Here is a 26,827-nt window from a genome sequence, read left to right as displayed (position 1 = left end):
ACACCTGAAGGGAGAGACGTCATGGCAGAGATCAATCTATCCGCAGAGAACGTCCGTGCGGCGCTGACCGAGGCACTTGGCCGCCTGCGCAAGGCCAACGCGGACTATTTCGAGATGCTGGAGAAGGGGATCAGTTCGTCGCCTCTGCCGATCGCGAGCCAGGCGAAGGAGTTTTGCAGTTTCATGCAGCGCAATGTCACAGCGACCCTGGACCTCAGCGACAAGCTGATCCATGCCAGGGATGTCCAGGACGCGCTCAAGCTTCAAGCCGATTTCTTCCAGGAGCAGATGCGGGCCCTGACCGACCAGACCAAGACCATGGGTGAGGCGGCGATGAAGGCGGCCGGCGGCATGTTCAGTCCGAAGAGCTGAGACTGCAACCACGGTACTGACAGACGCGGTAGCGTCAGAAAGGTCTGGTATGGCCGAGACCAACAAGCTTTCTGTCGAAAAGGCACTCCAGAAGTTGCTTCGCGACGAACCCTTGGAAACGGCGAGCGCGCAGCGGGACGAAAAAGCCGAGGCGCTCAGGGAGGAGATCAAGCGCATGCGCGCGCAGAGATCGCGTCTTGAGCGATCACCCGGCAAGGACAAGTGAGATCCGGTATCATCGGATGATGCCCCGGTTTTTCGTCGGCATGCTGGCCCGTGTCGCCAACAGCTGGTCGGTGGCCGTGCTGTTCGAGGTTCTGCGCAAGACGCTCGACAATCTGGCCGATTTCAAAGCGCCCGGCTTCACATGCCCGTAAGCCGAAGAGTGGAGCGGGCGCAGCATGCGTGATATCGCCACATCGGGGTTCGTTGCCGATTTCCTGTTCGGCTTCGGCGCGCTGTTCGCGATCATCAATCCCTACGGACTGGCCTTCATCTTCCTCGACAAGACGAGAGGTCTTTCTGAAGACGAGCGCGCGAGCCTTGCGCTGCGGGTTGCTGGATATGCCTTCGTGGTCCTGCTGGTGTCGCTGTTTCTGGGCAGCCAGATCCTCAACTTCTTCGGCGTGACGATCCCGGCGCTTCGGATTGCCGGCGGCCTCGTAGTCGCAGCGACAGGCTGGTCCATGCTCCACGCGCCCTCGGGCCCGGCCGGACCTCACGAGGTCTCGTCCCCTGATCATGCGACCATGAAGCGCATGGCCTTCTTTCCCCTCACAATTCCGCTGACGACCGGGCCGGGAACGATCGCGACAGCCATCGCGATCGGGATTAGCCGGACCAGCAGCCTCGACGCGATGTTCCAGTCATCGATCGTTTCGCTTCTGGTGGCGTTCGCCGTGACTGCCGCGATCTATCACGCCTACCGGAAATCGAGCGCAATGGCGCGCCTGTTCGGGGAGGAGGGCACCAGCGTGGTGACGAAACTGTCAGCTTTCCTACTGGTCTGCATCGGCGTGCAGATCATCCTCACCGGCGTATCCGAGGTCGCTCGGTCCATATTGGACAGCGCTTCGCGCGCTATTCAATAGGTAGAAGCGCGCCGACCGCAATACCAATCGGCCAATGCGACTCCGATGTTGGTCCGGTGATGATCCGGTAGAGTCCGTCTCCATCGGCGTTTGGCGCTCTACGTCGAGCGGTTTGAGCCTTCCAGCCATTCCTCAGGAAAAACCGTCCTCCGAACCTACGGTCAAAAGCCGCGGTCAGTGATCTGTCACCGCTCCTCCAAACAACGCCAGCCAAGAAGTTGAACTCATTGCAAATTCTGACGATCCGCGCGGACCTCGCGTACAATGCTACGGTGACGAGCTACGAATGGACCCGCGCAAATTCGGCACTACGCCGATTGGGCGGGCAGGGGACTTCGTCAGGAACGCGGCTAAGCGTGCCGCTATGAGGCTGCCTGATGGGCGAGCTAGCCTGAGTCTTTCAGTCGATCGACGCTCAGATCGTCACCGATAGGCGCGTTGATTGTCGATGTTGCGTATCTCGCGATCGGAGGCAACTGATGGCTCGATCGTCGAGCGGATCAGCATTTGAGTGAGCGCTAGAATAATAGCCCGCTGTCTTGCGGGCCAAAATCGCTCTGTGCGAAACCCAATGGCGGTCGGGCGGTCGATTTTTCTGCAATCAGACCTGTGGTAATGGGACAGAACTAAGCCGAATGGCAAAAGTCATTTCTAACAAGAGCGCAGCGGCAGGAATGTCCCATGAGCGTCTCCCAACTCACGAAGCGCGTTCGACGCGAGCTGACTTATTTGGACTATCCGGCTCGGGAGTGGACCGTCCCGCGATTTATGGACGGAATGCCGGTTCTGGACGTGCTGGTTGTCGGCGCTGGACAGAGCGGACTGGGTATCGCGTTCGGCTTGAGGCTTGAGCGCATAGCAAACTTCAGGATCATCGATCGTTGCCAGCGCGGTTTCGAAGGACCTTGGCGCAGTTTCGCTCGGATGGAACGGTTGCGGACTCCGAAGGAGGTGACTGGGATTGATTTCGGCGTCCCGAGTCTAACGGTGCGGGCGTGGTACGAGGAAAAATTTGGGCGGCGAGCATGGGGTCGCATAGATACCGTCCCTCGGGAGGTGTGGCGCTCGTATCTGGATTGGTACCGAGACGTCCTGGACCTCCCGGTTGAGAACGAGGTCGAACTAATGTTGATTGAGCCGGCGGATGGCATCTTCCTTGCCCATCTCCGTCGTTCCGAAGGAATTGAGCGGGTGTATGCAAGAAAGATCATTCTTGCGACAGGCTTTGAGGGAAGTGGCAGGTGGGGCGCTCCTAAGTCTCTGGTCGCCCATTTGTCGGCAGATCTTTACGCACATTCGGCCGATGATATCGATTTTCGCAAGCTTGCAGGAAAACGCATTGGTATCCTTGGTGCCGGGGCATCCGCCTTTGACAACGCAGCTCTCGCACTTGAGGCGGGCGCCGCGCGAGTAGACCTTTGCTTCCGCCGTTCGGAGATGCCGCGGGTCAACCCACTCACTTGGATGAATTTTGCCGGTATGTTGGGCCACTTCGGCGATCTGACGGACCTGGACCGCTGGCGGTTCATGCGTCACATTCTTGAGGAGCTTCCGGTCCCGCCTACACAGGACGCTTATTGGCGATGCCGCGAGTTTGAGAATTTCGCCTGGCACCCCGACTGCGGATGGAGTTTCATCGACGAAGCTTGCGGTATTGCAAGGGTTCAAAGCAGCAATCGTAGATTCGAATTCGACTTCATGATTTTTGCGAGCGGCGTTGAGGCGGATCTCTCGGCGCGTCCCGAGCTCGCCCTATTCTTTGAACAAATAGCCCTTTGGCGCGACCGCTTCACGCCTCCATCGGGCGAGGAAAGCGAGGCCCTCGCGCGCTATCCCTATTTGGGCCAAGCCTTTGAATTCACGGAGCGGCACCGCGGCACTGCTCCGTTTCTGCGAGGGCTACACAACTTTACGTTCGGAGCGATGCTGAGCCATGGAATATCAGGAGCGGCCATCACGGGGATAAAATATGGAGTGCGGCGGCTCGTAAATGGCATCGCGCGTGATCTGTTTTGCGAGGAGTCGGCAACTTATTACCGAGATCTGCTGTCATACCAGACGCCTGAGTTGCGCACCTTGGACAGTGCATTTTTCTGGTTGAGCCAGCTTGGCAGTGACGCCACTGATTTCGAGAGCTTCGCCAATCAGCTGGATCAACGCCAGTTTGCCACGCTCCGCGCCTTGTTGCAGCGATCAAGGCCCCACGAGAAATCTCCGACTGTAAGGTCTTCCCGACTCGGTCGCACGAAGCGCACCTCGCGACCGGCGCGGCTCAAGAACAAAAAGCGGAAGTGAAATAACGACGGCGTGGTAGCGCGATGTCAGTTGCTACCGCTTTCTCTCGCGCTCACCACGAGGGCCCGTGGGTCGGAAGGCCGATCGAGTATTTCTGGAAGAAATGCCGTTTGACTATAGGTCGATGATATTGGAGAATATTTGTTTCACTGCCTTGCACATATTGATCACGGCCTAACGACCACCACCATCGGGAGGTAAGCAATGGCCTTCATCGCGTTTACGAAGGTGATCGATTTTACGACATTGACCGCCGAGCAGCGAAGACAACTCAAGAGCATTCTTGGAAAGCGCGAGAAGCAGCTCAAGAAGGCAATCAAGGATGTCGAGAGCGCCCTTAGCAAACTTGAACGAACAGGTGGCAAGTCCGGAAAGCGGGCGAAGGGCAGGCGTTGATCGGACGCTGATCAATTTACGTCAGGCATGATGTTGAGCGGTGCTGGTCAACAGCTGCCACGCTTTGGCTCATCTTTCATTCCTGAAACCGATTTCATTCCTGAAACTGAGCGTAGTTCGTCCACGAGATTTCTCGCGTCTGTCAGATCGGGTGTATCCCGACCTTCGGTGAACCAAGTGTATATAGGCTCTAAGAGGGACCAAGCCTCGAAATATCTGCCTTCGTTACGCCAATGCCGCGCGAGACAGATCGAGGCACGCAACTCCCACCAGCGAGCTTGTTGTCGCCGCGCAATCGCCACGGCTCGCTGCAGTGCGGCCTCTGCCTGGTCACGCCTGCCGAGTTTTAGGTTGATGTTGCCCCGAAGACGATACAACTCGGCCTCAAAGAAACTCTCCCCTGTTGTTTCGGCCAGCTGAACGCCTTCGTCCAGCAGGCGCAGTCCAACTTCAAGCTCTCCGAGCTGGGCATGAGCGAAGGCGAGATGGCCCAAATAGAGAGTGCGGCGGCACCGTTCAGAGTTTTGGTAAGTTGCCGTCAAAGCGCCGCGCATCAGTTCGATCCCGACTTGAAGATCCCCTCCTTGGGCTAATAGCGCTCCGCGGAAAAAACGTGCTCTTCGTTCAATTGCCGCAAATTCATGCTCGATGCTGAGCGATATCGCTTCGTCGGCGTGAGCCAAAGCGCGCTTTGCGTCGCCGCCGATTGTGCCCAGAACGACTATGTTCCCCAGGGCCAGGGCCGTCGTAAAGCTTTGTTCCCTCGTTCGAGCAAGAGTTTCAGTACGCTCGACGATTGTTGTAGACTGTTTAGGATAGCCAAGGACCAATAGCGTCGTCGAGAGCCACGCCAGGCTGTTCACCGCGTCATCGACTCCGAAGCGGCGATAGGTCGATATCGTGGCTGGATTGGTTGAGCACAGTGCGAGGGCGCGATCGAGGTGTTCGCGTGCGTCGGCGAAGGCACCCGTGAGATGCAATGATTGTCCAATAAAGCGCGTGGCTAGGACGGCCACGCCGGGATGATCATGCTCTGCGGCCAACGCGAGGCCGTACCGGGCATCCTCCAGCGCTGAGCTATACTCCGCGCGCATACTGTGGGCTAGGTAGCTGCCCCACAGGATCGTCATCCGTTCTTCTAGGCTGACACTTTCGCCTAGCAGCGCGCGAGCCCGTGAGAAGACCCGCGACGTTTCAGCCGCGGCATCGCCCTCAGTTGCGGCGACTGCAGGACCAAGGGCCAGATAGAAATCCAGTTCTTTGCGATCGCGTTGCGGCGAGCTGAGCAGTTGCTGGGTCAGCTCCATTCCTCGCGTGAGATGTTTTACAGCCTCGGCATTGGAGGAGCGCCCGAGCGCGCGCTTTCCGGCCTTGAGCCAATAGTCCGTTGCCTTCTCAAGCATGCCGGCTTCGGTGAAATGGTGCGCAAGGATTTCAGGGTCGTTCACGACGGCATCCTGGAATCCTTCCTCTAGCACGCGCGCTATTTGCGCATGGAGTTGCCGCCGCCGTGTCTTCAGCAGGCTCTGATAAGCCGCATCCCTCACCAATGCGTGTTTGAAGCTATAAATGGCATCCGGCAGGTCACCTTCGCGGAAAATAAGCCCGGCCTCCTCGAGTTCGGAGAGGGAATGCTGCAACCGTGTTTCCTCTCGAGCGACCACAGCCCGCATCAAGGAATAGGAAAATTCGCGACCGATGGTGGCGCCAATCTGGGCGATCTCCTTCACCGAATGCAGGCGGTCGAGCCGCGCCATCAGAGAGTCGTGAAGGGTTTCCGGGATCGCAAAGGGCGGTAACGGTCCCCCGAGCTGATAGCGATCCTGGCATTCGATCAGAATGCCAGCTTCGAGGACAGCCTTGGTGAGTTCCTCCACGAAGAGCGGATTTCCGTCAGTCTTTGTTACGATCTGCTTCATCACGTCGATCGGAAGCGCTCGGCCATTGGCCACCTGCGTGGCAACACCTTTGACATCATCTGGGTTGAGCCGTCCGAGGACTAGGCTTCCGACATTTGCAAGACCGGTCCAGGGAGGCTCGAACTCTGGTCGAAAGGTAACCAGCGCAAGGATAGACAACTGTCGGGCTCGCTCTACGATGAGGTCGAGCAATTCGAGGGTGGTGTCGTCGGCCCACTGAACATCTTCGATAAGCAACAGGATGGGCTGTTTGCGAGAACGGCTCTCGAATTGATCGAGCAGCGCGGCAAGTGTGCGGCGACGCTGCTGGGCGGGGCTTAGCTGCGGTTTTGGATAACGGCTCGCGAATGGGATCGATAGCAGCTCAGCAAAAAGTGGTACTACCGTCTGAACTTGCGGTGCTCTCAACGAGAGGAGTGCCTCCAGCTTGTCAAGCCGCGTCTCGACGGGATCGTCCGCCTTAAATCCGGCACTCCTTTCCAACTGCTCGACCACGGGATGAAGTGCGCTGTTGGCGTGGTAAGGCGAGCACTGATAACGGAAATGCACGTGTGGTTGATGCTTAGCTGCACGTTCAGCCAGAGCCGCTGCTAAGCGCGATTTCCCGATACCCGGCTCGCCTGAGATGAGAACGATCTGGCCTTCGCCCGTGTGAGCCAAACGTTGACGTTCCAACAAGAACTCCAACTCGGAATCGCGGCCGATGACAGGGGCGAGTTCTGTCGGACGCACCGCCTCAAAGCGGCTCTCGGAAGCCGAGACGCCCTGGACGGCCCACGCGCTCACCGGCTCGCTAATGCCTTTGAGGTGGTGGGCGCCAAGGTCGCGAAGACTAAAGATATCGCCAAGGAGACGACGGGTGGAGTCTGCGACGACCACGGTGTTCGGCTCGACCAAGGCTTGCACGCGAGCCGCGATATTGGGAGCGCCCCCAACCACGGAGTGCTCCCGAAGTTTGCCTTCGCCGCCCAGGTCACCGACTACCACCATGCCGGTAGCGATACCGATACGCACCGCGAGCGGTTCTCCAGCGCGGGTTTCAAGCCGTGCGACAGCAGCAATGATATCGAGCGCAGCTCTTACAGTTCGTTCGGGATCGTCCTCGTGCGCAATGGGATAGCCGAAATACGCAAGAATGCCGTCTCCGCGAAAGTCGGCGAGAAAGCCGTCATAGGAGCGCGTGATACGAGCACAAGCAGCGTGATAGGCATCGATGACGGCGCCCATATCTTCCGGGTCAAGGCGTGCCGTCAGGGCGGTCGAATCGACCAAGTCACAGATCATTACCGTGAGGTGGCGCCGTTCCGCGTATTGCGCAATTGCAGCATTCACGACAGTGGAGGGAAGGCTGGAGGGAAGCGCACTGATCGCATTCACGAGGCGTTTCCGGTCGCCGAGTGGGATGCCAACCTTTTCGAAGTCAACTTCTGTCAATTGCGGCAACACATCGCAATCTATGGCGTTCGCGATGAACAGGGACTCATGTCGTCCTAGGCCCAAACTTTTCAGCCAAGTCCCGATTTCCATGGCAGGACCCTTGTGTGTACGAACAGCTTCAGCGCATCAGAGCCGAATATTTGCTCGTCCTACTTAATTCTATTGGAAGCCATTCAAACGAACAGTTCGGCATGACCGCACCGACAATAGCATGCTGTCGGGTCCGGACATGTGAACAGCCTCGCAATTCGCAGCATCCAAATACCTGCGGAAACGCGCGAGCGCTTCCGGTTCGCGATGATGGTTGCGACCTGGGCGGCCCGTGAAATTGAGCGGACGATACGTCCGTGAAGCCAGGCCCGCCGGCTCACGCGGGCGGCCTACTTCGCTATCCGATATTTCCTGGCCGCCTTGCGCCTTGGTGGTGTATCCGGCGTACGCTGCTTTCCAAGGTCTCAAACAGAGGCAGGAGATAATGTCGGCTACAGAAATCCTAAAGAGCGCGCTCGCGCTAGCCCTTTATACTGCGGCGACAACAACGACGCTCGCAACCGCCCAAGAAGCGACATTTTCAGAAGGCGAGCGACTTGGCCTTGCGGCGTGTTTGTCCAAATGCCCCGATAACGACAAGGCATGCAACAATCGATGTATCTCGAGTTCTCAAACCAAGGGCCGTGTGTGGGGCGACGATGTGCGCGCTTGCATTAGGGGTTGCCGGGTAGGCACCCAAATGAAAGATCAGATATTTGGTTGTATAACGGGCTGCCGTCTTGATCGGATCGTCCGATAGAAGCGCAGTGGTAGCGTCGACACAAGCCGTTAGGGATTGCGGTACCGAAACGCAGGCGGCCCAAGCAGCAACCCGCCGGTTCACGCTGGCGGGCTGAGCGTCTCTCGCAATGCCCTAGTAGGCGCGGCGGCCGTGCCGCCGATAAGCTGCGGGGTTTTCCACGCCCGCGAAGTATGGATTAATGGCGCACTCTGCGGCGCGGCCCGATGCCGAAGCATTGCACTGAGGCAGCGATGTGTAGCTGCAATCGTAATAGTTGGCCCCCGCGCGGTAAACGTGCAGGCAAACCGGAAAGGCCGGATTATACGTCTGAGCTGCCGCCGGCTCTGTTGATGCCATCCCGATTGCCAAAATCGCCAAGGCCGGAGTACGCATTGGAACCTCCATTCGGACATTGAGAACGCGCGCGAAGCTCCACGAGCCAGTACTTCGATCGTACCCCGCGGAGGTCGCGACTGCGCCTGACGATCGCTACCAGCCCGCTGGTCACGCTGGCGGGCCGTCCCTTCTAAACTTCATTGCGATCGGTTCCGTTCCCGATCTGGAACTATACTGCTTTGGGCACAAGTGGACAGAACTGATTGCCGGTTTTTCCTATGCTCATGACCACCTGGCGACCCCATTACCGCCAAGGTAGCCTCCAAACGGCCCCGGCAACTTAGTCTTTTGCTGGGGCCGCTTTTGCGCTGGTGTCGATCAGCCGGACATAGGTCCCGCTCTCGTGCAGCTCGAGCCAGCCCTTCTCAACTGCATGCTTGATGCCGGCGCCGAACTCCAACCCGGTGGCCTTGAGCGTGTAGAGAAACGGAGCATTGAGCTTTTCGATGTGAATGCGACCGTCCTGGACAGCTTCAATGGTCTTCGCGAGCTCGACCGGTTTGCGGGCGGCGGCTTCAGGAGCGGCAAAGGCACGTTCGGCGGCGAGTTTCATGCAGATCGACTACCCGATTCTTCGTCCCCAGGCCGTACTGCTTCACCCGCACTTGTGGTTTTTGGCGTGCAGCGCGGTTCGGTCGCCAGTCATCTCACCGACGTAGTCGTCAATGGCGCTCATCAGCTTCTCGCGGTCGGCACGGCGATCCTTCCTGCCAAAGATGAGGTAGTGGCGAAGCCGGCCGAGTTCGGCCAGGTCGGCTGCTACCGCCTCGGCCCGCACTTCTTCCGCGCGCTGACGCATGCGCTCTTGGTGCCAAGCTCTCGCCGCCGCTCTGTTCTCTGCCTTGGTCATGACGCCATCGAACCGCGGCGCAGGCGAGAGTCAAATTATCGATTCCTGGCGGCGCGGAATGCTCGCGAGCTACTGCCGGTCGTGGGTGTGGATAGATGCGGGACGCCATCGCTGTGATTCAAGGACCGTCTTGTCGCTCCTTCGATGCATCGCGTCGAAACACGACAGTCCATCGCGACGTCGGAAAGCTGATGAGATCGGCGGCGGCATCAGTGTTGGGATCGGGCGTCGCCTCGTCCGAACTGCGACAAATCGACTCGATCTCACCGCGACGCTTACGGCGCCACCAAGCGACGATTGTACGTTCGATTGTGCGCTGAAGCGAAAACCGCGAGCTAACTAATTGATTTTGTTGATGTTTTGGCGGAAGGGGTGGGATTCGAACCCACGGTACCCTTGCGGGCACGCCGGTTTTCAAGACCGGTGCCTTAAACCACTCGGCCACCCTTCCGGACAGAGAATGGTTGTCGCTTAACGCAGTCGACCGCGCAAGGCAACGCGAAGTTGGCGCTTGCGGGGGAAAACCAAGTCCGATGGGGAAACGGGCCGGGAAGGGCGAAGCTCGGCTTCATCCCACGACGACTGGAATGCACGCTACGCTCAATCCCGCAGCGTTTGATGACCGGACACGTCCGATGGCCGGCGCTGAGCTTGAGCAACGCACTCGTGCTCGCATCCGCCTCATCCACACGACGCATGGCCAGATCTGTCGTTTCGATAAAGGTTGTATGAAATAGATCACGCAACCCCGAAAAATATTCGCGCTTGCTTCGACGTTGAAGGTGCGTGTCTACGTGACATCACCCAAAAGTTGTGATTAGTCTCCGGCCGCCTTCTTCGTCTTGCTGTCCGGGGGCTGGAATGGACACCGAAGCATTGACCGTTGCTTATGCGCGCGTGAAGGCGATCCTGGATGAAGCTGCCGGCGATAGCACCGCTGATTATGGTGGCGCTGGACGGTTTTGGGATAAGGGCGCACAGGCGTTGGAGGCGGCCGAGATCTTCGGCATCAAGATGGTTGCTCCAGTGCCGGAGGGCCACGCCTGCTGCATCCCGCCGCATGCGCGCAGCGACGCGTCCGGATTGATCAAGGGATTGCGCGGTGAAGCACCGTTCGACGGTGGCCGGTTCCCGGCGCTGCCATGGGGCGGCAAGCGCGTCGCGCCCGCTGACGTCGACCGCATTGCCGACTGGATCGATGCCGGTTGCCCGGATGATGCGACCAGCGTCGCAGTCGAGCTTGCGCCTGGCAAGCCGGCGAAGACCGCGACGGTGAAGGTGAGCGAGATCGCCGAGTTTGCGGTCGCTGCCGACGGCTATTCGCCGGCCGCGGATGCCGGCGAGCCCCGGCGGCGCATGAACATCGACTGCATGAGCGAGCCGCAGCTCGAACGGCTGCGCCGCGGCTTCCGCCGGCTTTACGATCTCGACCACTGGCCGGAAGACCGGCGCAACTACAACAACCAGGCGCTGATCCACCAGAACCATTGCCAGCACGGCTGGGAGCGCTTCCTGCCCTGGCACCGTGCCTATCTCTACGAGTTCGAGCAGAACCTTCAGGACTTCGAGCCCGGGCTGATGCTCCCGTACTGGGACTTCACGATGCCGGAGTACCGGCCGGAGGAGCCGGACAAGGGCCGCATCATTCCGAATTCGATGAAGGCCTATCTCACCGAACAGGCGGCCGAGACGCTGTTGGCGGCGCTCGACCCGGCGCCGACGGCGGCGCAGAAGAAGGCGATCCTGGCGCTCGCGCATGACCGCGTCACCTTCACCTCACAGCACGGCTTCTTCTGCTACGTCATCAGCAAGATCGGCTATGCGGCCGTCACGCCGGATACTGAGAATGCCAACCGCCAGCGCTTCATCGACGCGCTGCTTCAGTCGAACTCGCTCTGGTATCCGCTGCGCTATCCGGCCGAATATCCCAAGGGACAGACTATCAACCAGGCGATCAACTATCATTACCCGTCGGCCGACGACATCGCCCAGATCCTGAGCCTCAACAATTTCCGCGACTTCGGCGGCGGCAGCATCTACGACGCGGCGTTCGGGTTCCTCGACCAGAATCCGCACAACACCATGCACATCTGGACCGGTGGCCAGAATCCGGATGCAGGGCAGGCGACCTATGTCTGCAAAGATGCCCCGACTGCGGCGGCTGCGTCGCAATCCGACGCCGAGACCACACGTCTGCGCGCGCTCGCCAAGCGCCGCAACGATGCCGTACAGGTCGGCGGGCGCCGTTTCCACGCCCGCCCGGATCTTTATTCGCAGCCGCGCTCCGGCGACATGTTCAGCAACCTGACGGCCTCCTACGACCCGGTGTTCTGGCCGATCCACGTCAATATCGATCGGATCTGGTGGGAGTGGCAGAAGCTCAATCCGAATGCGCTGCCGGCCGATCTCGATTCCGTGCTGTCGCCGTGGAACTACACCATCCGCGACACGCTCGACATCGCGCCGTTCGGCTACGAATACGTTCGCAGCTCGCATTTCATGCCGGTCGGACTCGAGGCGCCGGTCAGCCGCTTCGTGTCGCAGCCGATCAACGTGCCGCAGGCCGCGCGCAGCTTCAAACGCGCGGAGATCCGCCTGCATCAGGTGCCGCAACTGATGCGCTCCTGCTTCGTACGCGCCTTCCTGAACGAGCCCGGGGCCGATGCCTCGACGCCGATCAAGGGCAATCCGCACTACGCCGGCTACATCTCGATCTTCGGACATGGGGCCTGCTACGGCGGTCCCGGCCATTGCGATATCCCGCCGCCGCAGCCGCGGCGCTTCGACCAGCGCGGGCGCAGCCACAACACGCCACGCGTCCATCGCATCGACGTCACGGCCGCCGCCAGGCAGGCGCTCAAGAAGAAGGGCCCGCTGCAGATCACGCTGGTCGTGATCGGCGGCGACTACCAGGAGGAGAGGGAGCTTCTGAAGCTGGAAGGCGTGTCGATCAGTTTCCTGGATTGAGAAAGCGGCGGGGAAGTCATGGCGACGTATCGAATCCATCCGGGCATCGGCATCGCACGCCTGGGCAACAGCGACAGCGAATTCTACCTCGCTCCGGAGACGCCCGCGGCGATGCCGCTCGCCTGCGACAGTTTCGGCAATCCCCTGCACGGCCCCGACGGGGTCACACCTGTCCCGGTCAAGACCTTCAAGGATGCGCAGGGCCGCGTGAAGCGGCAAGCCGCGCGCTTCCAGATCTTCGTCTATGACGATGAGTCCCCGGAAGGCAGGCCGCTGGCGCTCGGCGATGCCGTGGAGGGCGGCGGCAATCATGGTGTGCTCGTCGACATCCAGTGGCGCGTCTATGTCGCCAACAAGAAGGCCTCCTGGTACCCGTTCACCGAGCTCAAGGGCGAGCATGGCTACGCCCCCGGCAGTGCGCGCCGTAACGCCGACATCACTGGCCAGGACCGCGACCTGCTCATCATCGATCCCGGCCCGCGCAGCGTGAACGCGACCACCAACCGGCGCGCGCATTTCGATCGCTCGGGCGGCCCCGGCGGCTATGCCACCACGTTCCCGCCCAGGGGCCTCCAGCCGTTCGACATCGACACGCTGGGCGAGATGATGACCGACAACAAGGGCCGCCTGGTCGTGCTCGGCGGTCACGGCAATTCGGGCATGGACGTCAACGGCAGCTTCGGTCCGAAGATCGAGGACTATGCCAACACCGACGGCTGGTACGACGACATCTCCGACGGGCCGGTGATGGCGCGGCTGATCATGTATTCGAAACAGGTTGGCCAGACCCGCTACATCGACGTCGAGTTTCCGGCCTGGGTCGTGGTCGGCTATCCGCGCTTCGTCCCTGAGATCCTCGACATGATCACGATGGACGAGGTGCTGTACGATCTCTATGTGCGCCAGTTCGCCACCGACACCGGCACCTACGGTACGCTCGGCACCTATGACGATCCGCAGCAGATCCCGTTTCGCGACGAGGCGGCGCTGCGCCACTGGCAGGCAGGCCGTCTTGCCTGGAATCGCAACTACCGGCCGTGGTTCTATCGCGACATCTGGCCGATCCTGTTCCGGCCGGATGAATTCAGATATCTGAACGATATCCTTCAGCAATCGAACTACCCGCACGATCAGGCGCAGCGCGGCACGTTCGATCCGGACAAATTATCAAAGACCCCGAAACGCGCGACGCGGCCGACGGCGCCGGCGACACCGTCGGATGCACCGTTGCGCGATGCCAGTCAGGGCGAAGCGGTCATGGCGGTGGCGGCGGTCGCAGGTCCGACCCACTATTCCAAGGCCGACGATCCCTACGGACCGATGCGCCGCTTCCTGTTCGATTTGTTGCGCCGTGCGGGCGAGGCCAATTCGTTCCAGGTGCAGGACCGGGCATCGTCGCGCGTCCATTCGCTGCCGCTGATGCCATTGTTGTGCGGCGACAATCCGCTGACCAACGAGACGCCGTCGAAGTTTCTTCATCTCACCCAGTACCAGCTCTTCATCCTCGGCCAGTGGGCGCGCGGCTGGTTCATCAACGAGAAGGAGGAGGGCTGGCTACCCGACGGCTATTCACCCTTCGCGCCTTATCCGAAGACACCGCCGAAGACCGGCCGCGAGCTCGACCGCGGCGTGCTCAGCAACGTGCTCGGCGGCGCCTTTTGTCCGGGCGCCGAGCTCGGCTGGGTGATGCGCAACCCTTCGATCTACTGGGCGCCGTATCGCATCAACGCCGATCGCAGCGTCTCGGATTTCCTGCAGAGCGCCGCCCAGGCCAATCAGGACCACGGCACCGTGATTGCCGACCCGACCTTCAACGTCAACTCGCCGCTCAGCCAGGACAACGATTTCGAGACCGGTCTTCAGCCGGGTGACCTCACCAAATATATGGGTCTGCCCTGGCAGTCCGATTTCAACGAGTGCACCACCCAGCCGATCAACATCACCTACGCCGACTGGAACAATCTCTGGCCCGACGGCGACAATGACGATCGCTTGCGACGCGACGAGAAGACCTGGACCACATTGTGGTGGCCGGCGCATCGGCCGTTGCAGTCGTTCGAGATCGCCTCGGTCTCGAACGGAAAGCCCAATTACGTCTGGACCACTTGGAGCCGCGGCGTCCCGCAAACGCCGGTCGGCGACCTCAAGATGGTCACCGAGTGGTCGCTGCTCGGCTTCATCGTGCGCAATCCCTACGAGCCGGCCGTCAAGCCCGCCGACAGTTATCAAGGGCCCAAATACATCAGCGTCGAGCGAACAACCGGGTCGCGGCCCGATCCCAAAAGCGAGGCATCATGAGCGACAATCCATTCGTCGGACATTGGACCTATCGCAGCCTGCTCAACGATCCCGACGTCAACACGGCCTTCAACAATCTCGAATTCGGCCGCGGCACGATCGAGATCGTGGACGGGCCGATGCAGCTGCTGACCGGAACGATCGGCGGCCCGGGCTGGTCGCTCGCGCTGAAGGGATCGCGCGCCTACGGATCGCCGATGCAGGTACGTTTCCAGGGCACCGGCGTCGTCGGCGGCGAGGAATGGATCTACGATTATTGGGGCTCGCTGGTGCCGGCCTGGCCCAATGGCGTCGACCAGCGTCCGGCCATCGTCGGCTCGGTGATCCGGACCATCCCGCACAGCGGCGGCTCGCCCGGCACGGTGGCGCCTGCCGGCGTGGTGGCGTCGTTCTACGCAGTCCGGGCCGACTGACCTTGGCCGCGTTCGACATCATCGTTGCAGGCGCAGGTCCAGCCGGCGCGGCCGCTTCCCGCGCGCTTGCAATGTGCGCGCCGGAGCTTCGGGTGGCCGTGATCGCGCCGTCCGAGCGGCGCGGGCGAGGCGAAGGACGGGGCCAGGGACGGGACCAAGGACGAGGCGAGGTCTTGTCACCGCTGGTCCAGCCGGTGCTGCGGCAGCTCGGTCTGTGGCCGACTTTCCTGGCGCAGGGCTTTGCGCCGTCGCACCGCACGCTCACCTCCTGGGACCAGGCCGGCCTGACGTCGAGCGAATTGCTGCTGGAAGCGCGCGGGCCGTCATGGCGCGTTGATCGAATGGCGTTCGATGGCTGGCTCACGGCGGCGGGGTGCCGCGCGGCCGAGCGCGTCGATGCGAAGGTCTGTCATCTCGCGCGCGAGGCGGACGGCTGGTCGGTCGTTTGCGACGACGGCGACAGCCATTCGGCCCGGCTGATCATCGATGCGACGGGCCGCGCCCGCGCACTCGCCGACCGCCAGGGTTCGCGGGCGAAAGCGCAGGACCGCCTGATTGCGGCCTATGCCGAGGCGACGACATCGGGACAGGCCACACCGGAACTGCTCGTCGAGGCCTTTGAAGACGGCTGGTGGTACACGATGGCACTCGACCAGGGCAGGCGCGCTTTTGCCTGCATGACCGATGCCGATCTCGCGCGTGGCCTCAGGCTGAACACGCCGGACGGCTGGCGCAGAGCTCTCGCCAGGACGCAATTCGTCTCGGCGCTCGCGAGCAAGATCATTCGGCTCGAACCACCCCGCTTGATCCCTGCGGGCAGTCGGTACGCCAAAACGACTGCCGGCTTCCATTTCCTCTGCGCAGGCGATGCCGCGAGCGCTTTTGATCCGATCTCGGGTCATGGCGTGGTCAAGGCCATGCGCTCGGGCGTGTTCGCCGCCTATGCCGCCAGCGATTGCCTCGCGCGCGGTGATGCGGCCGCTCTCGATCGCTACGGCGCGTGGATCGCGCGCGAAGCTGCGGCCTACGCGACGACGCTAAGCGAACACTACGGCAGTGTCTCGCGCTGGCCCGAGCGCCCGTTCTGGCGGCGCCGGCGTGCCGACGCGCCTTCACGCAATCCTTCGAGCAGTCTTCTGGAACAGTAGGGCGGACAACATGATGAAGAGCTTCGCGCGAATTGGTCTTGTCATCGCCGCGCTGGGACCGAGCCTTCCAGCATTCGCGGCGCCGGTTCCCCGTGCTTTCGAACCGCCGCCGACGCTGCCCGGACAGGGCAATGTCGTGGCCCTGGAGGCCGGCGTGGCGCCGGCCGTTGGCGGCTGCCGGCCGCAAGGATCGATCTCGCGCAGCGGCTCGATCGTCTCGGTGGTGCTCAACTTCGTGCGCGGCCGCTTCTTCATCAACAACCCGGATCCGACCGATCCGCAACCGGATGGCCTCGACCCCGTCGAGCTGCGCTCCTATGGCGGCTGCAAGTCGGGCCCGGCGATCTTCATCAAGCCCGGCGATACGCTGCGCGTCGACCTGATCAACCAGCTCGCGAAGGACGACCCGAGCTGTTTGCCCAATCCGCCGGAGGGGCTGGGCTTGCCGGCGTTGGTCGGGTGCTTCAACACCACCAACCTGCACACGCACGGCCTGCACGTTTCGCCTGCCGGCAACAGCGACAACGTGCTGCTCAACATCGCCCCGCAGACGAAGTTTCCGTATGAGATCAACATCCCCAACGACCATCCGGCGGGGACGTTCTGGTATCACGCCCACCGTCATGGCTCGACGGCAGTGCAGGTGGCGAGCGGCGCCTCGGGCGTGCTGGTCGTCAAGGGCGAGCGCCCCTATACGCCACCGTCGCCGCAGAACCCGAAGCCGATTGCCGATATCGACACGGTACTGCATGACGTCAACGGCGCCCCGTTCAAGGAGCAGCTCTTCCTGTTTCAGCAGATCGCCTATGCCTGCTTCGCCAACCAGCCGAACCAGCCCGGCGGCCCGTGGCAGCAGATCTACACCACGCAGGGGCTCTACAACGCCAGCAGTCCGGCAAATATCGCCAACGCGCCGTGGACGTGCCCGCTGGCGACGTCAGGCAATCCGGTAAGCCCCGGCGTCGTCGAGAACTTTGGCTTGCAACTGGACTCATCGTCGATCTGGGACACCAATGGCCGATTCACCAGCGTCAATGGCATCGTGCAGCCGACGCTCACCGTGCCGGCGGGCGAGATCCAGCGCTGGCGCTTCGTGCATGCCGGCATTCACGACACGATCAACATTCAGCTCGTGCGGGCTACGCCGGTCGGCACAACGAACCTGATCACGACCTCGGCGCTGAGCGGCAACCGCCAGCAGCAGAAGGCCGATCTCCTGGCCGCCTGCAACGCCTCGACGGGCACACTGATCCCGCAGTTCGAGATCGCATCCGACGGTCTGACCCGGACCAAATTGCGCACCGTGCACGCCTCGCAGGTCGGCGGCGTGCTTGAATCGAACTACATGCAGCCCGGCTATCGCAGCGACGTCCTCGTCGTATTCCCCTCGGACGGGGACTATTGCCTGCTCAACCAGGCGGCGCCGAAGGCTGAGCGCGTGTCCAACGGCAATGGCGGCGGGCAGGGGCCGACGACGCCGCAATTGCTGGCCTATGTCCATGTGCGCGGAGGGCAGCCCGTGACGGGGGACCTGCAGGCCTATGTCGGCAAGGCGCTGTACGATGCCAATCCGACGCTGCCGGACGCCGTTCGCACCGGGCTGCGTGACGGCGATCTGCAGCCGTGGGCGCCATTCGAAAACCTTGCGCCGCCGGCTGCCGGCAGCCAGCAGCAGCAGGCGGCCTTCGCGATCAACTTCCCGGCCTTCACGGTCAACAACGCCTCGTACGATCCCGACGTGGTGAACTTCACGCGCGAGGTCAACACCACGGACGACTGGATGCTGTCCGCGCAAGGCGAGCCGCACATCTTCCATATCCACGTCAATCCGTTCCAGGTGATCGACGTCACCACCACCAACACCAACGGTCAGCAGATCTCGATCTACAATCCCGACGGCACCTGCAAAGCTGACATCGTGTATGCCGACAAGCAGCAACTGGCCAACCAGTATTGCGGCATGTGGCACACATTCCGCGACACGATCATCGTCGAGAACAACTATCAGATCCGCGTCAGGACGCGGTACGACCGCTACATCGGCGAGTATGTCCTGCATTGCCACATCCTGGACCACGAGGACGCGGGCATGATGGCCAACATCGCGATCGTTCCCGACCTCAACGCGCCGGGCGGCGGCCTCGGGATGGCGGGGATGCGCCATGCCAAGCAGCCGACGGCAACACCCGCGGCGACGCCCGTAGGCCACAAACATTGATCGTCAATGGAAGCAGGGAGGATTACGCGCGATGAAGATCGGCATTCCCGTCTACGACGGCGTCGACATGCTCGACGTCGCCGGTCCCTTCGAAATGTTCGACTGGGCCGACTTCGACGTCGAGATCGTCGCGGCAAAGCCGGGAATGAAACGGTTTCGCAACCGGGGATTTCCGTTCCAGGTCGCAAAATCCTTTGCGGAGTGCACCCAATATGATGCCGTCTGGATTCCCGGCGGCGATCCAGTCGCGCTCACCGAGATCATCAACGATCCGCACCGGACCTACGTCCAGTTTCTGACCGGGCAGGCTGCTGGTGCGAAGTACATGTGCTCGGTCTGCGAGGGGGCGATGCTGTTCGCTGCATCGGGCCTTCTCGACGACCATTGGGCGACGACGCACTGGGCTTTCCTGGAATGCTTCCCGACGCTGTTCCCGAAGGTGAAGGTTGCCGACGGGCATCCGCGTTTCGTGCTGGATCGCAATCGCCTGACCGGAGGCGGAATATCCGCGGGCCTCGACGAGGCCCTGATGTTGATCACGCTGCTCGGAGGCACGGAGCTGGCGCGTGAGGTTCAGCAGAACACCCAATACTATCCGGACCCGCCCGTCCGCAGCGCGATTCCCGCGGCACCGCAGTGCCCGCTCACAGGCGTCAAGCCGCTGGGGTCGACGCAATAGGTCCGGCCGACCGAATGCATCATCTAACTATCTGATATGTTGATACTTCAATCGGCCGCGTCGACTGCCGGGTTCAACTCATGGAACCGTTTCGTTGCTTGCGCGTTGTCTCCGCATGACCGAAGACCTTTCCTTCCGACGCAAACCCTTGACCCCTGAGCAGCGCCAGGCTCGTGATGCCGCACGCCGGATCGAGGCCGAAAAGGCCATGCGCGATCACGAAGAGGCCCAGAAGGCGTTTTACGCCAATAAGGAACGGCTGAGGGCCGAGCGGCTCGCGCGCGAAGCGGCCGAGGCGAAGGGCTGACCGAACGCGGTCGTCGCCCGCAATCTTCTGAGGCGATCTCCCAACTGGAGACCGGCAGCTAATGGCGGTTGGACATCGCCTTTGCGCTCAAAGCCAGCTTGAGCGCCTGGACGGCGCCGGCGAACGCGCCGCGGGGCGCTTGCGCCTCGATCGCTTCGGCCGCGATGCGACAATCGTCGGCGACCTTGAGCAACCCGCTTCGCGCGAGGTCCATGGTGGAGAGGGCGGCCTGCTCGAGGCAGACCCGCTCAAGCCGTCGAAACTCCCGCAGCTCTTTGTTCATGCGTCAGCTCTCGATGTCCCCCGGCCCATCCGGCGCCGAGTCTGCTTAACGGACGGTAAACATCTCTGCCTAGCCGATTTGGCTGGTGCGGCGCTGGTGCGTGCCGTGCCCACGCCCGGGCTGCAGCGCACCACCGCGCAGGCTTGACGGCCTCTGCCTTCCGGGAGGAAGATTCAAATGATCCTAAACTGACGAGAACCACGGAGACGTTCGCTCCCAGCCAGTCCGATTCTCCTCAGCGAAAACGCATTGGAGCTGACCATGACCACGTTCGACAAGCGCGAGCAGGGCTTTGAGGCCAAATTCGCCCACGACGAGGAATTCATGTTCAAGGCCACGGCCCGGTCCAACAAGCTGCTCGGGCTCTGGGCCGCGGGCCAGCTCGGGCTCAGCGGCGACGCCGCGGCAAGCTACGCAACGGCGCTGGTGACAGACAATCTGGAGAGCCAGAGCATCGACGATGTCGTGGGCAAGGTGTCCGGCGATCTTGCCGCCAAGGGCGTGGCGCGCGAGCAGGTCGCGCAGAAGCTTCAGGAGTGCCTGCACCAGGCGCTCGCGCAGCTCGAAGCAAGCAAACAATAAGAAGGCCGGCCGTTGCCCTCACTCGGCGTGCTTGCGCATTCCGGAGTCGCTGAGCCTGTCGACGTAGGCAATGCCGATCGCCGAGGCGATGAAGGTGATGTGGATCAGGACCTGCCACATCACGCCGGTCTCGGTGAAGCCGGCGCGGTTCGAGCCGAGATTGCCGGCCTCGATGAAGGTGCGCAGCAGCGCGATCGAGGAGATGCCGATGATGGCCATGGCGAGCTTGATCTTCAGGACGCTCGCATTGACGTGGCCGAGCCATTCCGGCTCGTCGGGATGACCCTGGAGGTCGAGCCGCGAGACGAAGGTCTCGTAGCCGCCGACGATCACCATCACGAGCAGATTGGAGATCATCACGACGTCAATCAGCGCCAGCACGCTCATCATGATCTGCTGCTCGGTGAGATCGATCGCGTGCCAGGACAGATGCCAGAGCTCCTTGAGGAACAGCACGATGTAGACGCATTGCGCCACGATCAGTCCGAGATAGAGCGGCAGTTGCAGCCAGCGCGAGCCGAAGATGATCATCGGCAGCAGGCCCAAACGCGGCAACGGCGGGCGGGGTTCGGTGCGCAGTTCGGACTCGGGTCCAGGCTCAACCGACATTCAGGCAGCATCCTCGCGAGCTGAGATGATCTCGCTTCCATGTAACCCGACAAGATGGCCGGTGGAAGACGGCCGAGCCGCCGGCTGCGGCCGACAGATCGCGCAGTCTCGTGCTACCGTGCCGAACGGCCAAAGAGTCAGGGCTTGAATCGGGAGGCGGGGGTGTCTTGGAGCGGCTTCGGCAAAGGGCTCGGCGGCATCGCGGTCGCCGTCGCAATCGTGGTTGGCGCCGGTGGCGCGGAGGTCTCGGCGACGCCGCTGACGCCGTTTCGCTACGAGGCGCAGGCGCAACGTCATTGCCCGCACGACCAGGTGGTCTGGCTCGATTTCAGGAAAGGCATCTACTACGGCAAGGGCCAGAAGCGGTATGGCCAGGGTTTCGACGGCAGCTTCGTCTGCCTGAGCGAGGCCCGCGACAGCCTTTATCGCCGCTCGCTATTGGGCCTGCGCTGAGCAGCGCGTGATTCGGAAGTTTGGGGGACGGCTATTTCCGGTTCGGCAGCTTCATCGGCACGTGCGAGGAGGTGCTGATCACCCGGGGGCTTCCGTCGGGATAGGTGCGGTCGCCGCGGATCAGCGATTCCAGAACCAGAAAAAATTTCTCAGCAAGCATTTGCGTCACCCTCGTTGGTGATGGCCTCTTGAAATGAGTCGAGGCGCCGAACGCAGAAATTCAATCAACTAAACGGGAGCAGGGCAATACCGGACAGCGCTGTATGCTGCATCGCGGTGTAGTTGTGGTTACAAAGAAGGAGACTGGTGGTGGTGCTCAGGCGAAGGCCAGTGCCACCAGGCTCGAGCAGAGAAGAAACAAGCCGCCGGCGGTCAGTGCCAGGAAGCCATCGGATACGAAGTCATGATTGCGCATGGGACACCTGCCGCTCTCGTGTTCGATGCTCGGTCGGATCGATTAAGATTGTCCGAACGTGCCGTCTTGAAAGAGGTGATCCTTGCCGTCCGCGCGAATGCCCTCAGGCCCTCGTGCGGTAACCTTCAAACGCATGGGCCAGGAAGATCCCCGCGCTTACCAGACCCATCAGTGCCGAAACCGTCTCGATCATCGTCAAATTCCAGTTCGCCCCTGCAACCGAGAAAACGCGTGCGGCCTTGCACAGTCAAAAGAATTCCAGTGAGCCACAAGACAATGGGGGTGGAGTGAGGATTTGGCGCAACAGAATGTCCAGGAGTGGCACAGAGCAGGGGGCCTGCGCTCCGTAGATCAACGGGGAGAAGCGAACGCCCCGTTTACCATCCCGGCGTGAACGCTGTGGGCTCCCCATTTCCGCCGTGTTCGGGTTGCGTTATCCTTACTGCTTCCGACGCGGTGGTGGGCCGCCTCGGATTTTGGGACCGGACAGCGCTCCCCCGTAGCCAAAGCGGGTTGGGTACGCCTCCGGCGAAGTGGTATTTGGGGCGCATGGGGATCCGACGGTCAGATTCGGTTTTGCGGGCCGCACGCGGTGTTGCCGCGGTCGCGACCTGCCTCGCGCTCGCCAATTGCGCCTCCTCGAACAAGTTCGCCAGCCGGGTCGATCCGAAATACGGCGTCTCCTCGAGCCCGCGGGTCGTGGCGTTTGGGGATCCGGTTCCGAAAGGCGGCGGCACCTACCGCGTCGGCAAGCCCTATGTTGTGGGCGGTCGGACCTACGTGCCGGAGGAGGACGTCAACTACCGCGCCGAGGGTATGGCGTCCTGGTACGGCGACGATTTCCACGGCCGCCTGACCGCCAATGGCGAAGTGTTCGACATGACTTCGCTGACAGCGGCGCATCCGACCCTGCCGATGCCGTCCTATGCGCGGGTGACCAATGTCTCGAACGGCAAATCGCTGATCGTGCGCGTCAACGACCGCGGGCCCTATCACGGCAACCGGCTGATCGACGTCTCGAACAAAGCCGCTGAACTCCTTGAATTCAAAGGCAATGGCATCGCCAAGGTCCGTGTCGAATACGTTGGCCGGGCGCCGCTGGAAGGCTCCGACGATCGCCAGCTGATGGCGACCCTGCGCACCGGGATCCCGGCGCCGTCGCCCTCGATGGTGCGGGTTGCCTCGGCAAGGCCCTTCGTGCCGGAGCTTCCGTCCTCGAACCGCGGCGCCATTCGCGGCGAGGTTCCGACGCCGGAGGGGCGGCCCTACAATCTCGGCAACACCTCCGCCGACATGGCGTCGCTCAACGCGACCTCGGAGATGTCGGCCTCGAGCCGCAGCCGCAGCCGGGGCCGGGCGCTCCAGAACGCGCGCGCCGTGTCCTATGACGAGGATGGCCGCTACGCGACCGAGAACGCGCCGTCATCGGCCGACGGCGCCGCCGAGGCCCGCAGCATCCTGAGCGGCCGCGGCCTCTACTAAGCAGGTACCAAGCCGGCAAATCCGGCGAGCGGCGTAGCGCCGCTGGCCCGTCGTCGCGCCCAGGGATCAGAATGGGATGCGCGCGCGTCCCGTGAACGTCCAGATCTGCGTGTTGCTGCCGATGCCGCCGAGTTCGGCGCCGAAGCCGACCGTGGTGCCGCCCGCCAGCCTTGCGCCGATGCCGCCCGTGATGCGGGCTGACCAGCCCTGGAGCAATGGTGTCGAAGCGAGCGGGATGCCGCCCGCAGCAACGATCGCGGCCGCATCGTCCTGCGTGAAGTAATAGTCGGCAAAGACGCCGGCATAGGGCGCCAGCAGCACGCTATCGAGCCACGGTATAGGGTAGGAGACCCTGTTGCCGGCAGACGCGCGGCCGCTCGAGAAGGTGCGGGCCGCCTGCTGGGTGCCGAGCGAGTCGACATAGGCGTTTTCCCGCTCCCAGATCGCGTAGACCTTGGCCGATGGTTCGATATTGAAATTGGCCCAGCTGTAGCTGCCGGTGAAGCCGGTCGCGAATATCCAGCGATTGCCGTTGAAATTGCCTTGGGCCGTGCCGGCGGTGCCGTCATAGCCGATGCCGGAATAGGTCACGGCCACGTCGTAACGCAGCGTCGGGATGATCTTCCAGCCGAGATAGGCGCCGACGGTCCAGCCGTCGCCCTTCAGCTTTCCGTTGATGTCGGTCTGGGTGTAGCTGAAGTTCTCGTAGCCGCCGGTCACACCGACCAGCAAATTGGGCCGCGCCCGGTAGGTCAGTCCGGACAGCAGGTTGATCTGCTGGCCGAAGAGCGTGGCCTGGGTTGCACCCTGACCGATGTTGCCGGACGAGCCCCATTGATCGATGCCGCTGCCGCGCGCGTCGATCCAGAACAGCCAGTCCTTCTGCTCCCTGAAGCGCGCAGCCGGTGCCTTGGTCGGAGCCGCCCGATCGATCGCGGCGAAGGCGTCATCGATCCGCGAGGAGCCGCGCCCGCGGCCGCCGGTCCGGCCGGGGCCGCCGTCGCCCGAATAGGCGTTCAAACTTTGAGAACCGGGCTGCTGACCGGATTTGGGCTTGTCGTCCTCATCGCCGTCGGGCGCGGCGGCGAAATTGACGCGCAGTCCGCCCGCGCCTGGCGTGATGTATTGCCCGCCGTCGTTGAACCCTTCGGAAATCGCGGTGTCAATCGAACCGGAGATCGCCTGTCCCGAACTCTGCGCCACGATCTTGGTGACGTTGAGCTGGAGGGCGCGCAGCTTGGCGCTGTCGGCGGGAATGTCGACCGACTGGTTCAGAGCCGGCGAGGTCGAGGCGTTGAAGGCCACACTGCCGTTGTAGGTTGCCGTGATGCTGTGATTGCCGACGGCGAGCGTGGTCGTGGCAAAGGTGGCGACACCGGCCGACAGGGTAGACGTGCCGATCGGCGTGCCGCCGTCGTTGAAAGTGACCGTTCCCGTCGGCGTTCCGCCCGAGCTGTTCACCTTGGCCGAGAACGTTACAGACTCGCCGTAACTGCTCGGATTCTTCGACGAGGTGAGCGTCGTGGCGGTCGTTGCGGACAGATAGGTGAACCTGTCTGCCGCCGAGGTGGACGACGTCCCTCCGGCCGTCGTCACGGTGACATCGACCGTGCCGGCGCCGGGCGGCGAGGTTGCCGTGATCGACGTTGCGGAGTTCACCGTGAAGCTGGTCGCGTTGTTGGCGCCGAACTTCACTGCGGTGGCGCCGGTGAATCCGGTCCCCGTGACCGCCACGGAGGTGCTGCCGATCGCGGATCCGGAACTCGGTGAGATCGAGCCGACCGTTGGTGCCGGCGTGTAGCTGAATTGGTCCGATGCCGATGTGGCGGACGTTCCGCCTGGTGTCGTCACGGTGATATCGACGGTGCCGGCGCCGGCCGGCGAGACCGTGGTGATCGAGGTTGCCGAATTGACAGTGAAGCTGGTCGCATTGGTTGCGCCGAACTTCACCGCGGTGGCTCCGGACAACGCGGTGCCCGTGATGGTGACCGACGTGCCGCCGGCGAGCAGGCCCGCATTCGGCGCAACCGACGTCACCGCCGGCGTCGCGGCGTAGCTGAACTGATCCGCCGCGGACATTGCCGACGTTCCGCCTACCGTCGTTACCCTGATGTCCACGGTGCCGGCCCCGGCAGGCGATGTCGCGGTGATCTGGGTTGCCGAATTGACGGTGAAGCCGGCCGCCGCCGTGGCGCCGAATGTCACCGCCGTTGCACCTGACAGATTGGCGCCGGTGATCGTGACAATGGTGCCGCCGCCCAGGGGGCCGCCTGTCGGCGAAATCGACGTGATCGAGGGAGGGCCGGCATAGGTGAACTGATCAGCCGCCGAGATCGCGGACGTCCCGCCCGGCGTCGTGACCCTGACGTCAACAGCACCGGCGGCCCCCGCCGGAGAGGTTGCGGTGATCGAGGTCGCTGAATTGAACGTGAAGCCGGCCGCGGCCGTCCCGCCGAATGACACGGCCGTGACGCCGGTGAAATTGGTGCCCGTGATCGTCACCACCGTGCCGCCGGCCGCCGGCCCCGACGTCGGCGAAAGCGACGTGACGGCTGGCGTGGCGACATAGGTGAACTGGTCGGCGGCGGAGGTGGCCGACGTGCCGCCGGCTGTCGTCACTCGGACATCCACGGTGCCAGTCCCGGCCGGAGATGTCGCAGTGATCTGGGTCGCCGAATTGACCGTGAAGCCGGCCGCGGCCGTTGCCCCGAACGTCACGGCCGTCGCACCTGTGAAATTGGTGCCAGTGATGATCACGTTGGTGCCACCTCCACCTGGGCCTGAAGTCGGCGTAATCGAAGTGATGGTCGGCGCGGGGACGGGCAGATTGATCGTGAACGTGTAAGCGGTGTTTGCTATCGAACTGCCGGAGCAGCCCACGTTGAAATCGCTGCAGCCCGGCGCGTAATACAGGATGATCGAGTCCTGTCCGTTACCTGTCTTGCTGTTCAGCGTGATATCGATCTCGGCCTGGCCGGCCTTCGCGGATTGACCGTTTTGGTTCGGGTTCGTTGGGTGAAATGTGTAAGTTGCCTTTGACGTGGTCGGATTATAATCGGCCGCTGTGAGCAGTGGGCTGCCCGAATGGCCGCTCGAATTTGCGATCGGTGCATTGTAAAAGGCGTCTGTGCCCGCGACGGAATAGACGCCGTATACAACCGAGTCGTCGGCCGCGGCTGCGCCGACGGTCAGACACAGGCGATAGATCTGACCGACCGACGTGAAGTTGATGGTCACGCCCGACGTCGAATCCGTCGTTTGATCGCAAGCCGCGTTCGCCGCTGCCATCGCGCCGAGCATCACGACGGCCGCGATGCAGATGCGTTGAGCCGCCCGCCAGAGAGAGCGCAATATCCGCGAAGGCTTAGCTTCACCATCGCGTGTCGGGACCGCCAGTTTCCCGATTATCTCTGGAATGGCCACCGCAATTGCGTGACTCACCGGC

At 62.4% G+C, this 26,827-nt stretch carries 24 protein-coding genes and 1 tRNA gene; 16 read left to right on the top strand and 9 right to left on the bottom strand.

Annotation, left to right across the window (positions count from 1 at the left end; all coding sequences use genetic code 11):
* Positions 1-21: 21 nt before the first annotated feature.
* The 6 genes from IVB46_RS27180 to IVB46_RS27160 all read left to right on the top strand — a co-directional run bounded on the left by IVB46_RS27180 (position 22) and on the right by IVB46_RS27160 (position 4,154).
* A complete protein-coding gene (locus IVB46_RS27180; RefSeq protein ID WP_247309907.1) occupies positions 22-372 on the top strand; it encodes a phasin in 351 nt (116 codons plus the stop codon).
* Positions 373-421: 49 nt separating this feature from the next.
* On the top strand, positions 422-598 hold the full coding sequence (locus IVB46_RS27175; RefSeq protein WP_247309906.1) for a hypothetical protein: 177 nt from the start codon (positions 422-424) through the stop codon (positions 596-598).
* 16 nt (positions 599-614) lie between these two features.
* Positions 615-749 (top strand): hypothetical protein, encoded by a 135-nt coding sequence (locus tag IVB46_RS44930; RefSeq protein WP_256376406.1) that lies wholly within the window; start codon positions 615-617, stop codon positions 747-749.
* Between the two features lie 24 nt (positions 750-773).
* Positions 774-1,463, top strand: coding sequence for a MarC family protein (locus tag IVB46_RS27170; RefSeq protein ID WP_247309903.1), 690 nt, complete (start codon positions 774-776; stop codon positions 1,461-1,463).
* 681 nt (positions 1,464-2,144) lie between these two features.
* Positions 2,145-3,758 carry an NAD(P)/FAD-dependent oxidoreductase gene (locus tag IVB46_RS27165; protein ID WP_247309901.1) on the top strand — a complete coding sequence of 538 codons (1,614 nt, stop codon included), beginning with the start codon at positions 2,145-2,147 and terminating at the stop codon, positions 3,756-3,758.
* 204 nt (positions 3,759-3,962) lie between these two features.
* Positions 3,963-4,154 carry a hypothetical protein gene (locus tag IVB46_RS27160; RefSeq protein ID WP_063983274.1) on the top strand — a complete coding sequence of 64 codons (192 nt, stop codon included), beginning with the start codon at positions 3,963-3,965 and terminating at the stop codon, positions 4,152-4,154.
* A gap of 47 nt (positions 4,155-4,201) precedes the next feature.
* Here IVB46_RS27160 and IVB46_RS27155 read toward each other — a convergent pair whose 3' ends face one another.
* The 5 genes from IVB46_RS27155 to IVB46_RS27135 form a co-directional block, all read right to left on the bottom strand.
* A complete protein-coding gene (locus IVB46_RS27155; RefSeq protein WP_247309899.1) occupies positions 4,202-7,600 on the bottom strand; it encodes an AAA family ATPase in 3,399 nt (1,132 codons plus the stop codon).
* 814 nt (positions 7,601-8,414) lie between these two features.
* The gene (locus IVB46_RS27150) at positions 8,415-8,675 is read right to left on the bottom strand and encodes a DUF3551 domain-containing protein (protein ID WP_071917452.1); all 261 of its coding nucleotides are present in this window, start codon (positions 8,673-8,675) and stop codon (positions 8,415-8,417) included.
* A gap of 283 nt (positions 8,676-8,958) precedes the next feature.
* Positions 8,959-9,231 (bottom strand): hypothetical protein, encoded by a 273-nt coding sequence (locus tag IVB46_RS27145; protein WP_247309897.1) that lies wholly within the window; start codon positions 9,229-9,231, stop codon positions 8,959-8,961.
* A gap of 42 nt (positions 9,232-9,273) precedes the next feature.
* Positions 9,274-9,528, bottom strand: coding sequence for a hypothetical protein (locus tag IVB46_RS27140; RefSeq protein WP_038937372.1), 255 nt, complete (start codon positions 9,526-9,528; stop codon positions 9,274-9,276).
* A gap of 361 nt (positions 9,529-9,889) precedes the next feature.
* A tRNA-Ser gene (locus tag IVB46_RS27135) sits at positions 9,890-9,979 on the bottom strand.
* Positions 9,980-10,389: 410 nt separating this feature from the next.
* Here IVB46_RS27135 and IVB46_RS27130 point away from each other — a divergent pair.
* The 7 genes from IVB46_RS27130 to IVB46_RS27100 all read left to right on the top strand — a co-directional run bounded on the left by IVB46_RS27130 (position 10,390) and on the right by IVB46_RS27100 (position 19,558).
* Positions 10,390-12,495 carry a tyrosinase family protein gene (locus tag IVB46_RS27130; protein ID WP_247310264.1) on the top strand — a complete coding sequence of 702 codons (2,106 nt, stop codon included), beginning with the start codon at positions 10,390-10,392 and terminating at the stop codon, positions 12,493-12,495.
* An 18-nt stretch (positions 12,496-12,513) separates the two neighbouring features.
* Positions 12,514-14,793 (top strand): LodA/GoxA family CTQ-dependent oxidase, encoded by a 2,280-nt coding sequence (locus IVB46_RS27125; RefSeq protein ID WP_247310267.1) that lies wholly within the window; start codon positions 12,514-12,516, stop codon positions 14,791-14,793.
* Entirely contained in the window at positions 14,790-15,206 is a 417-nt protein-coding gene (locus IVB46_RS27120; RefSeq protein ID WP_014495276.1) for a hypothetical protein, read from the top strand. Before IVB46_RS27125 ends, IVB46_RS27120 begins: the two co-directional genes overlap by 4 nt.
* Positions 15,207-15,298: 92 nt before the next feature.
* The gene (locus IVB46_RS27115) at positions 15,299-16,354 is read left to right on the top strand and encodes a tryptophan 7-halogenase (protein WP_247310269.1); all 1,056 of its coding nucleotides are present in this window, start codon (positions 15,299-15,301) and stop codon (positions 16,352-16,354) included.
* Between the two features lie 10 nt (positions 16,355-16,364).
* A complete protein-coding gene (locus IVB46_RS27110) occupies positions 16,365-18,572 on the top strand; it encodes a multicopper oxidase domain-containing protein (RefSeq protein WP_247310271.1) in 2,208 nt (735 codons plus the stop codon).
* Positions 18,573-18,603: 31 nt separating this feature from the next.
* Positions 18,604-19,251 carry a DJ-1/PfpI family protein gene (locus IVB46_RS27105; RefSeq protein WP_247310273.1) on the top strand — a complete coding sequence of 216 codons (648 nt, stop codon included), beginning with the start codon at positions 18,604-18,606 and terminating at the stop codon, positions 19,249-19,251.
* A gap of 115 nt (positions 19,252-19,366) precedes the next feature.
* Positions 19,367-19,558, top strand: a complete 192-nt coding sequence (locus IVB46_RS27100) for a hypothetical protein (RefSeq protein WP_028153368.1) — start codon at positions 19,367-19,369, stop codon at positions 19,556-19,558.
* A 58-nt stretch (positions 19,559-19,616) separates the two neighbouring features.
* On the opposite strand, the gene IVB46_RS27095 is transcribed toward IVB46_RS27100, so the two are convergent.
* Positions 19,617-19,841: a hypothetical protein gene (locus IVB46_RS27095; protein WP_247310275.1), complete on the bottom strand. Its 225-nt coding sequence runs from the start codon at positions 19,839-19,841 to the stop codon at positions 19,617-19,619.
* Between the two features lie 261 nt (positions 19,842-20,102).
* Between IVB46_RS27095 and IVB46_RS27090 the strand changes: the two genes are divergently transcribed.
* Positions 20,103-20,423, top strand: coding sequence for a DUF1476 domain-containing protein (locus tag IVB46_RS27090; protein WP_063986370.1), 321 nt, complete (start codon positions 20,103-20,105; stop codon positions 20,421-20,423).
* Between the two features lie 18 nt (positions 20,424-20,441).
* Here the strand turns inward: IVB46_RS27090 and IVB46_RS27085 are convergent, their stop codons facing one another.
* Entirely contained in the window at positions 20,442-21,032 is a 591-nt protein-coding gene (locus IVB46_RS27085; RefSeq protein ID WP_063983282.1) for a TIGR00645 family protein, read from the bottom strand.
* Positions 21,033-21,194: 162 nt separating this feature from the next.
* Between IVB46_RS27085 and IVB46_RS27080 the strand changes: the two genes are divergently transcribed.
* Positions 21,195-21,485: a hypothetical protein gene (locus tag IVB46_RS27080; protein WP_071913898.1), complete on the top strand. Its 291-nt coding sequence runs from the start codon at positions 21,195-21,197 to the stop codon at positions 21,483-21,485.
* A gap of 31 nt (positions 21,486-21,516) precedes the next feature.
* Here IVB46_RS27080 and IVB46_RS44925 read toward each other — a convergent pair whose 3' ends face one another.
* Positions 21,517-21,645, bottom strand: a complete 129-nt coding sequence (locus tag IVB46_RS44925) for a hypothetical protein (RefSeq protein WP_256468647.1) — start codon at positions 21,643-21,645, stop codon at positions 21,517-21,519.
* Positions 21,646-22,449: 804 nt separating this feature from the next.
* On the opposite strand from IVB46_RS44925, the gene IVB46_RS27075 reads away from it, so the two are divergent.
* Positions 22,450-23,382: a septal ring lytic transglycosylase RlpA family protein gene (locus IVB46_RS27075; RefSeq protein ID WP_247310277.1), complete on the top strand. Its 933-nt coding sequence runs from the start codon at positions 22,450-22,452 to the stop codon at positions 23,380-23,382.
* A 66-nt stretch (positions 23,383-23,448) separates the two neighbouring features.
* Here IVB46_RS27075 and IVB46_RS27070 read toward each other — a convergent pair whose 3' ends face one another.
* The gene (locus IVB46_RS27070; RefSeq protein WP_247310279.1) at positions 23,449-26,619 is read right to left on the bottom strand and encodes an IPT/TIG domain-containing protein; all 3,171 of its coding nucleotides are present in this window, start codon (positions 26,617-26,619) and stop codon (positions 23,449-23,451) included.
* Positions 26,620-26,827 lie beyond the last annotated feature (208 nt).

This window comes from Bradyrhizobium sp. 61 (assembly GCF_023073075.1).
Lineage (GTDB): Bacteria > Pseudomonadota > Alphaproteobacteria > Rhizobiales > Xanthobacteraceae > Bradyrhizobium > Bradyrhizobium barranii.
This window is presented reverse-complemented; position numbering and strand designations above follow the sequence as displayed.

Excerpts from the sequence above, each read along its gene's own strand:
- IVB46_RS27180 (WP_247309907.1), top strand. The coding sequence starts at position 22 with ATGGCAGAGATCAATCTATCCGCAGAGAACGTCCGTGCGGCGCTGACC.
- IVB46_RS27175 (WP_247309906.1), top strand. The coding sequence starts at position 422 with ATGGCCGAGACCAACAAGCTTTCTGTCGAAAAGGCACTCCAGAAGTTG.
- IVB46_RS44930 (WP_256376406.1), top strand. The coding sequence starts at position 615 with ATGATGCCCCGGTTTTTCGTCGGCATGCTGGCCCGTGTCGCCAACAGC.
- IVB46_RS27170 (WP_247309903.1), top strand. The coding sequence starts at position 774 with ATGCGTGATATCGCCACATCGGGGTTCGTTGCCGATTTCCTGTTCGGC.
- IVB46_RS27165 (WP_247309901.1), top strand. The coding sequence starts at position 2,145 with ATGAGCGTCTCCCAACTCACGAAGCGCGTTCGACGCGAGCTGACTTAT.
- IVB46_RS27160 (WP_063983274.1), top strand. The coding sequence starts at position 3,963 with ATGGCCTTCATCGCGTTTACGAAGGTGATCGATTTTACGACATTGACC.
- IVB46_RS27155 (WP_247309899.1), bottom strand. The coding sequence starts at position 7,600 with ATGGAAATCGGGACTTGGCTGAAAAGTTTGGGCCTAGGACGACATGAG.
- IVB46_RS27150 (WP_071917452.1), bottom strand. The coding sequence starts at position 8,675 with ATGCGTACTCCGGCCTTGGCGATTTTGGCAATCGGGATGGCATCAACA.
- IVB46_RS27145 (WP_247309897.1), bottom strand. The coding sequence starts at position 9,231 with ATGAAACTCGCCGCCGAACGTGCCTTTGCCGCTCCTGAAGCCGCCGCC.
- IVB46_RS27140 (WP_038937372.1), bottom strand. The coding sequence starts at position 9,528 with ATGACCAAGGCAGAGAACAGAGCGGCGGCGAGAGCTTGGCACCAAGAG.
- IVB46_RS27130 (WP_247310264.1), top strand. The coding sequence starts at position 10,390 with ATGGACACCGAAGCATTGACCGTTGCTTATGCGCGCGTGAAGGCGATC.
- IVB46_RS27125 (WP_247310267.1), top strand. The coding sequence starts at position 12,514 with ATGGCGACGTATCGAATCCATCCGGGCATCGGCATCGCACGCCTGGGC.
- IVB46_RS27120 (WP_014495276.1), top strand. The coding sequence starts at position 14,790 with ATGAGCGACAATCCATTCGTCGGACATTGGACCTATCGCAGCCTGCTC.
- IVB46_RS27110 (WP_247310271.1), top strand. The coding sequence starts at position 16,365 with ATGATGAAGAGCTTCGCGCGAATTGGTCTTGTCATCGCCGCGCTGGGA.
- IVB46_RS27105 (WP_247310273.1), top strand. The coding sequence starts at position 18,604 with ATGAAGATCGGCATTCCCGTCTACGACGGCGTCGACATGCTCGACGTC.
- IVB46_RS27100 (WP_028153368.1), top strand. The coding sequence starts at position 19,367 with ATGACCGAAGACCTTTCCTTCCGACGCAAACCCTTGACCCCTGAGCAG.
- IVB46_RS27095 (WP_247310275.1), bottom strand. The coding sequence starts at position 19,841 with ATGAACAAAGAGCTGCGGGAGTTTCGACGGCTTGAGCGGGTCTGCCTC.
- IVB46_RS27090 (WP_063986370.1), top strand. The coding sequence starts at position 20,103 with ATGACCACGTTCGACAAGCGCGAGCAGGGCTTTGAGGCCAAATTCGCC.
- IVB46_RS27085 (WP_063983282.1), bottom strand. The coding sequence starts at position 21,032 with ATGTCGGTTGAGCCTGGACCCGAGTCCGAACTGCGCACCGAACCCCGC.
- IVB46_RS44925 (WP_256468647.1), bottom strand. The coding sequence starts at position 21,645 with ATGCTTGCTGAGAAATTTTTTCTGGTTCTGGAATCGCTGATCCGCGGC.
- IVB46_RS27075 (WP_247310277.1), top strand. The coding sequence starts at position 22,450 with ATGGGGATCCGACGGTCAGATTCGGTTTTGCGGGCCGCACGCGGTGTT.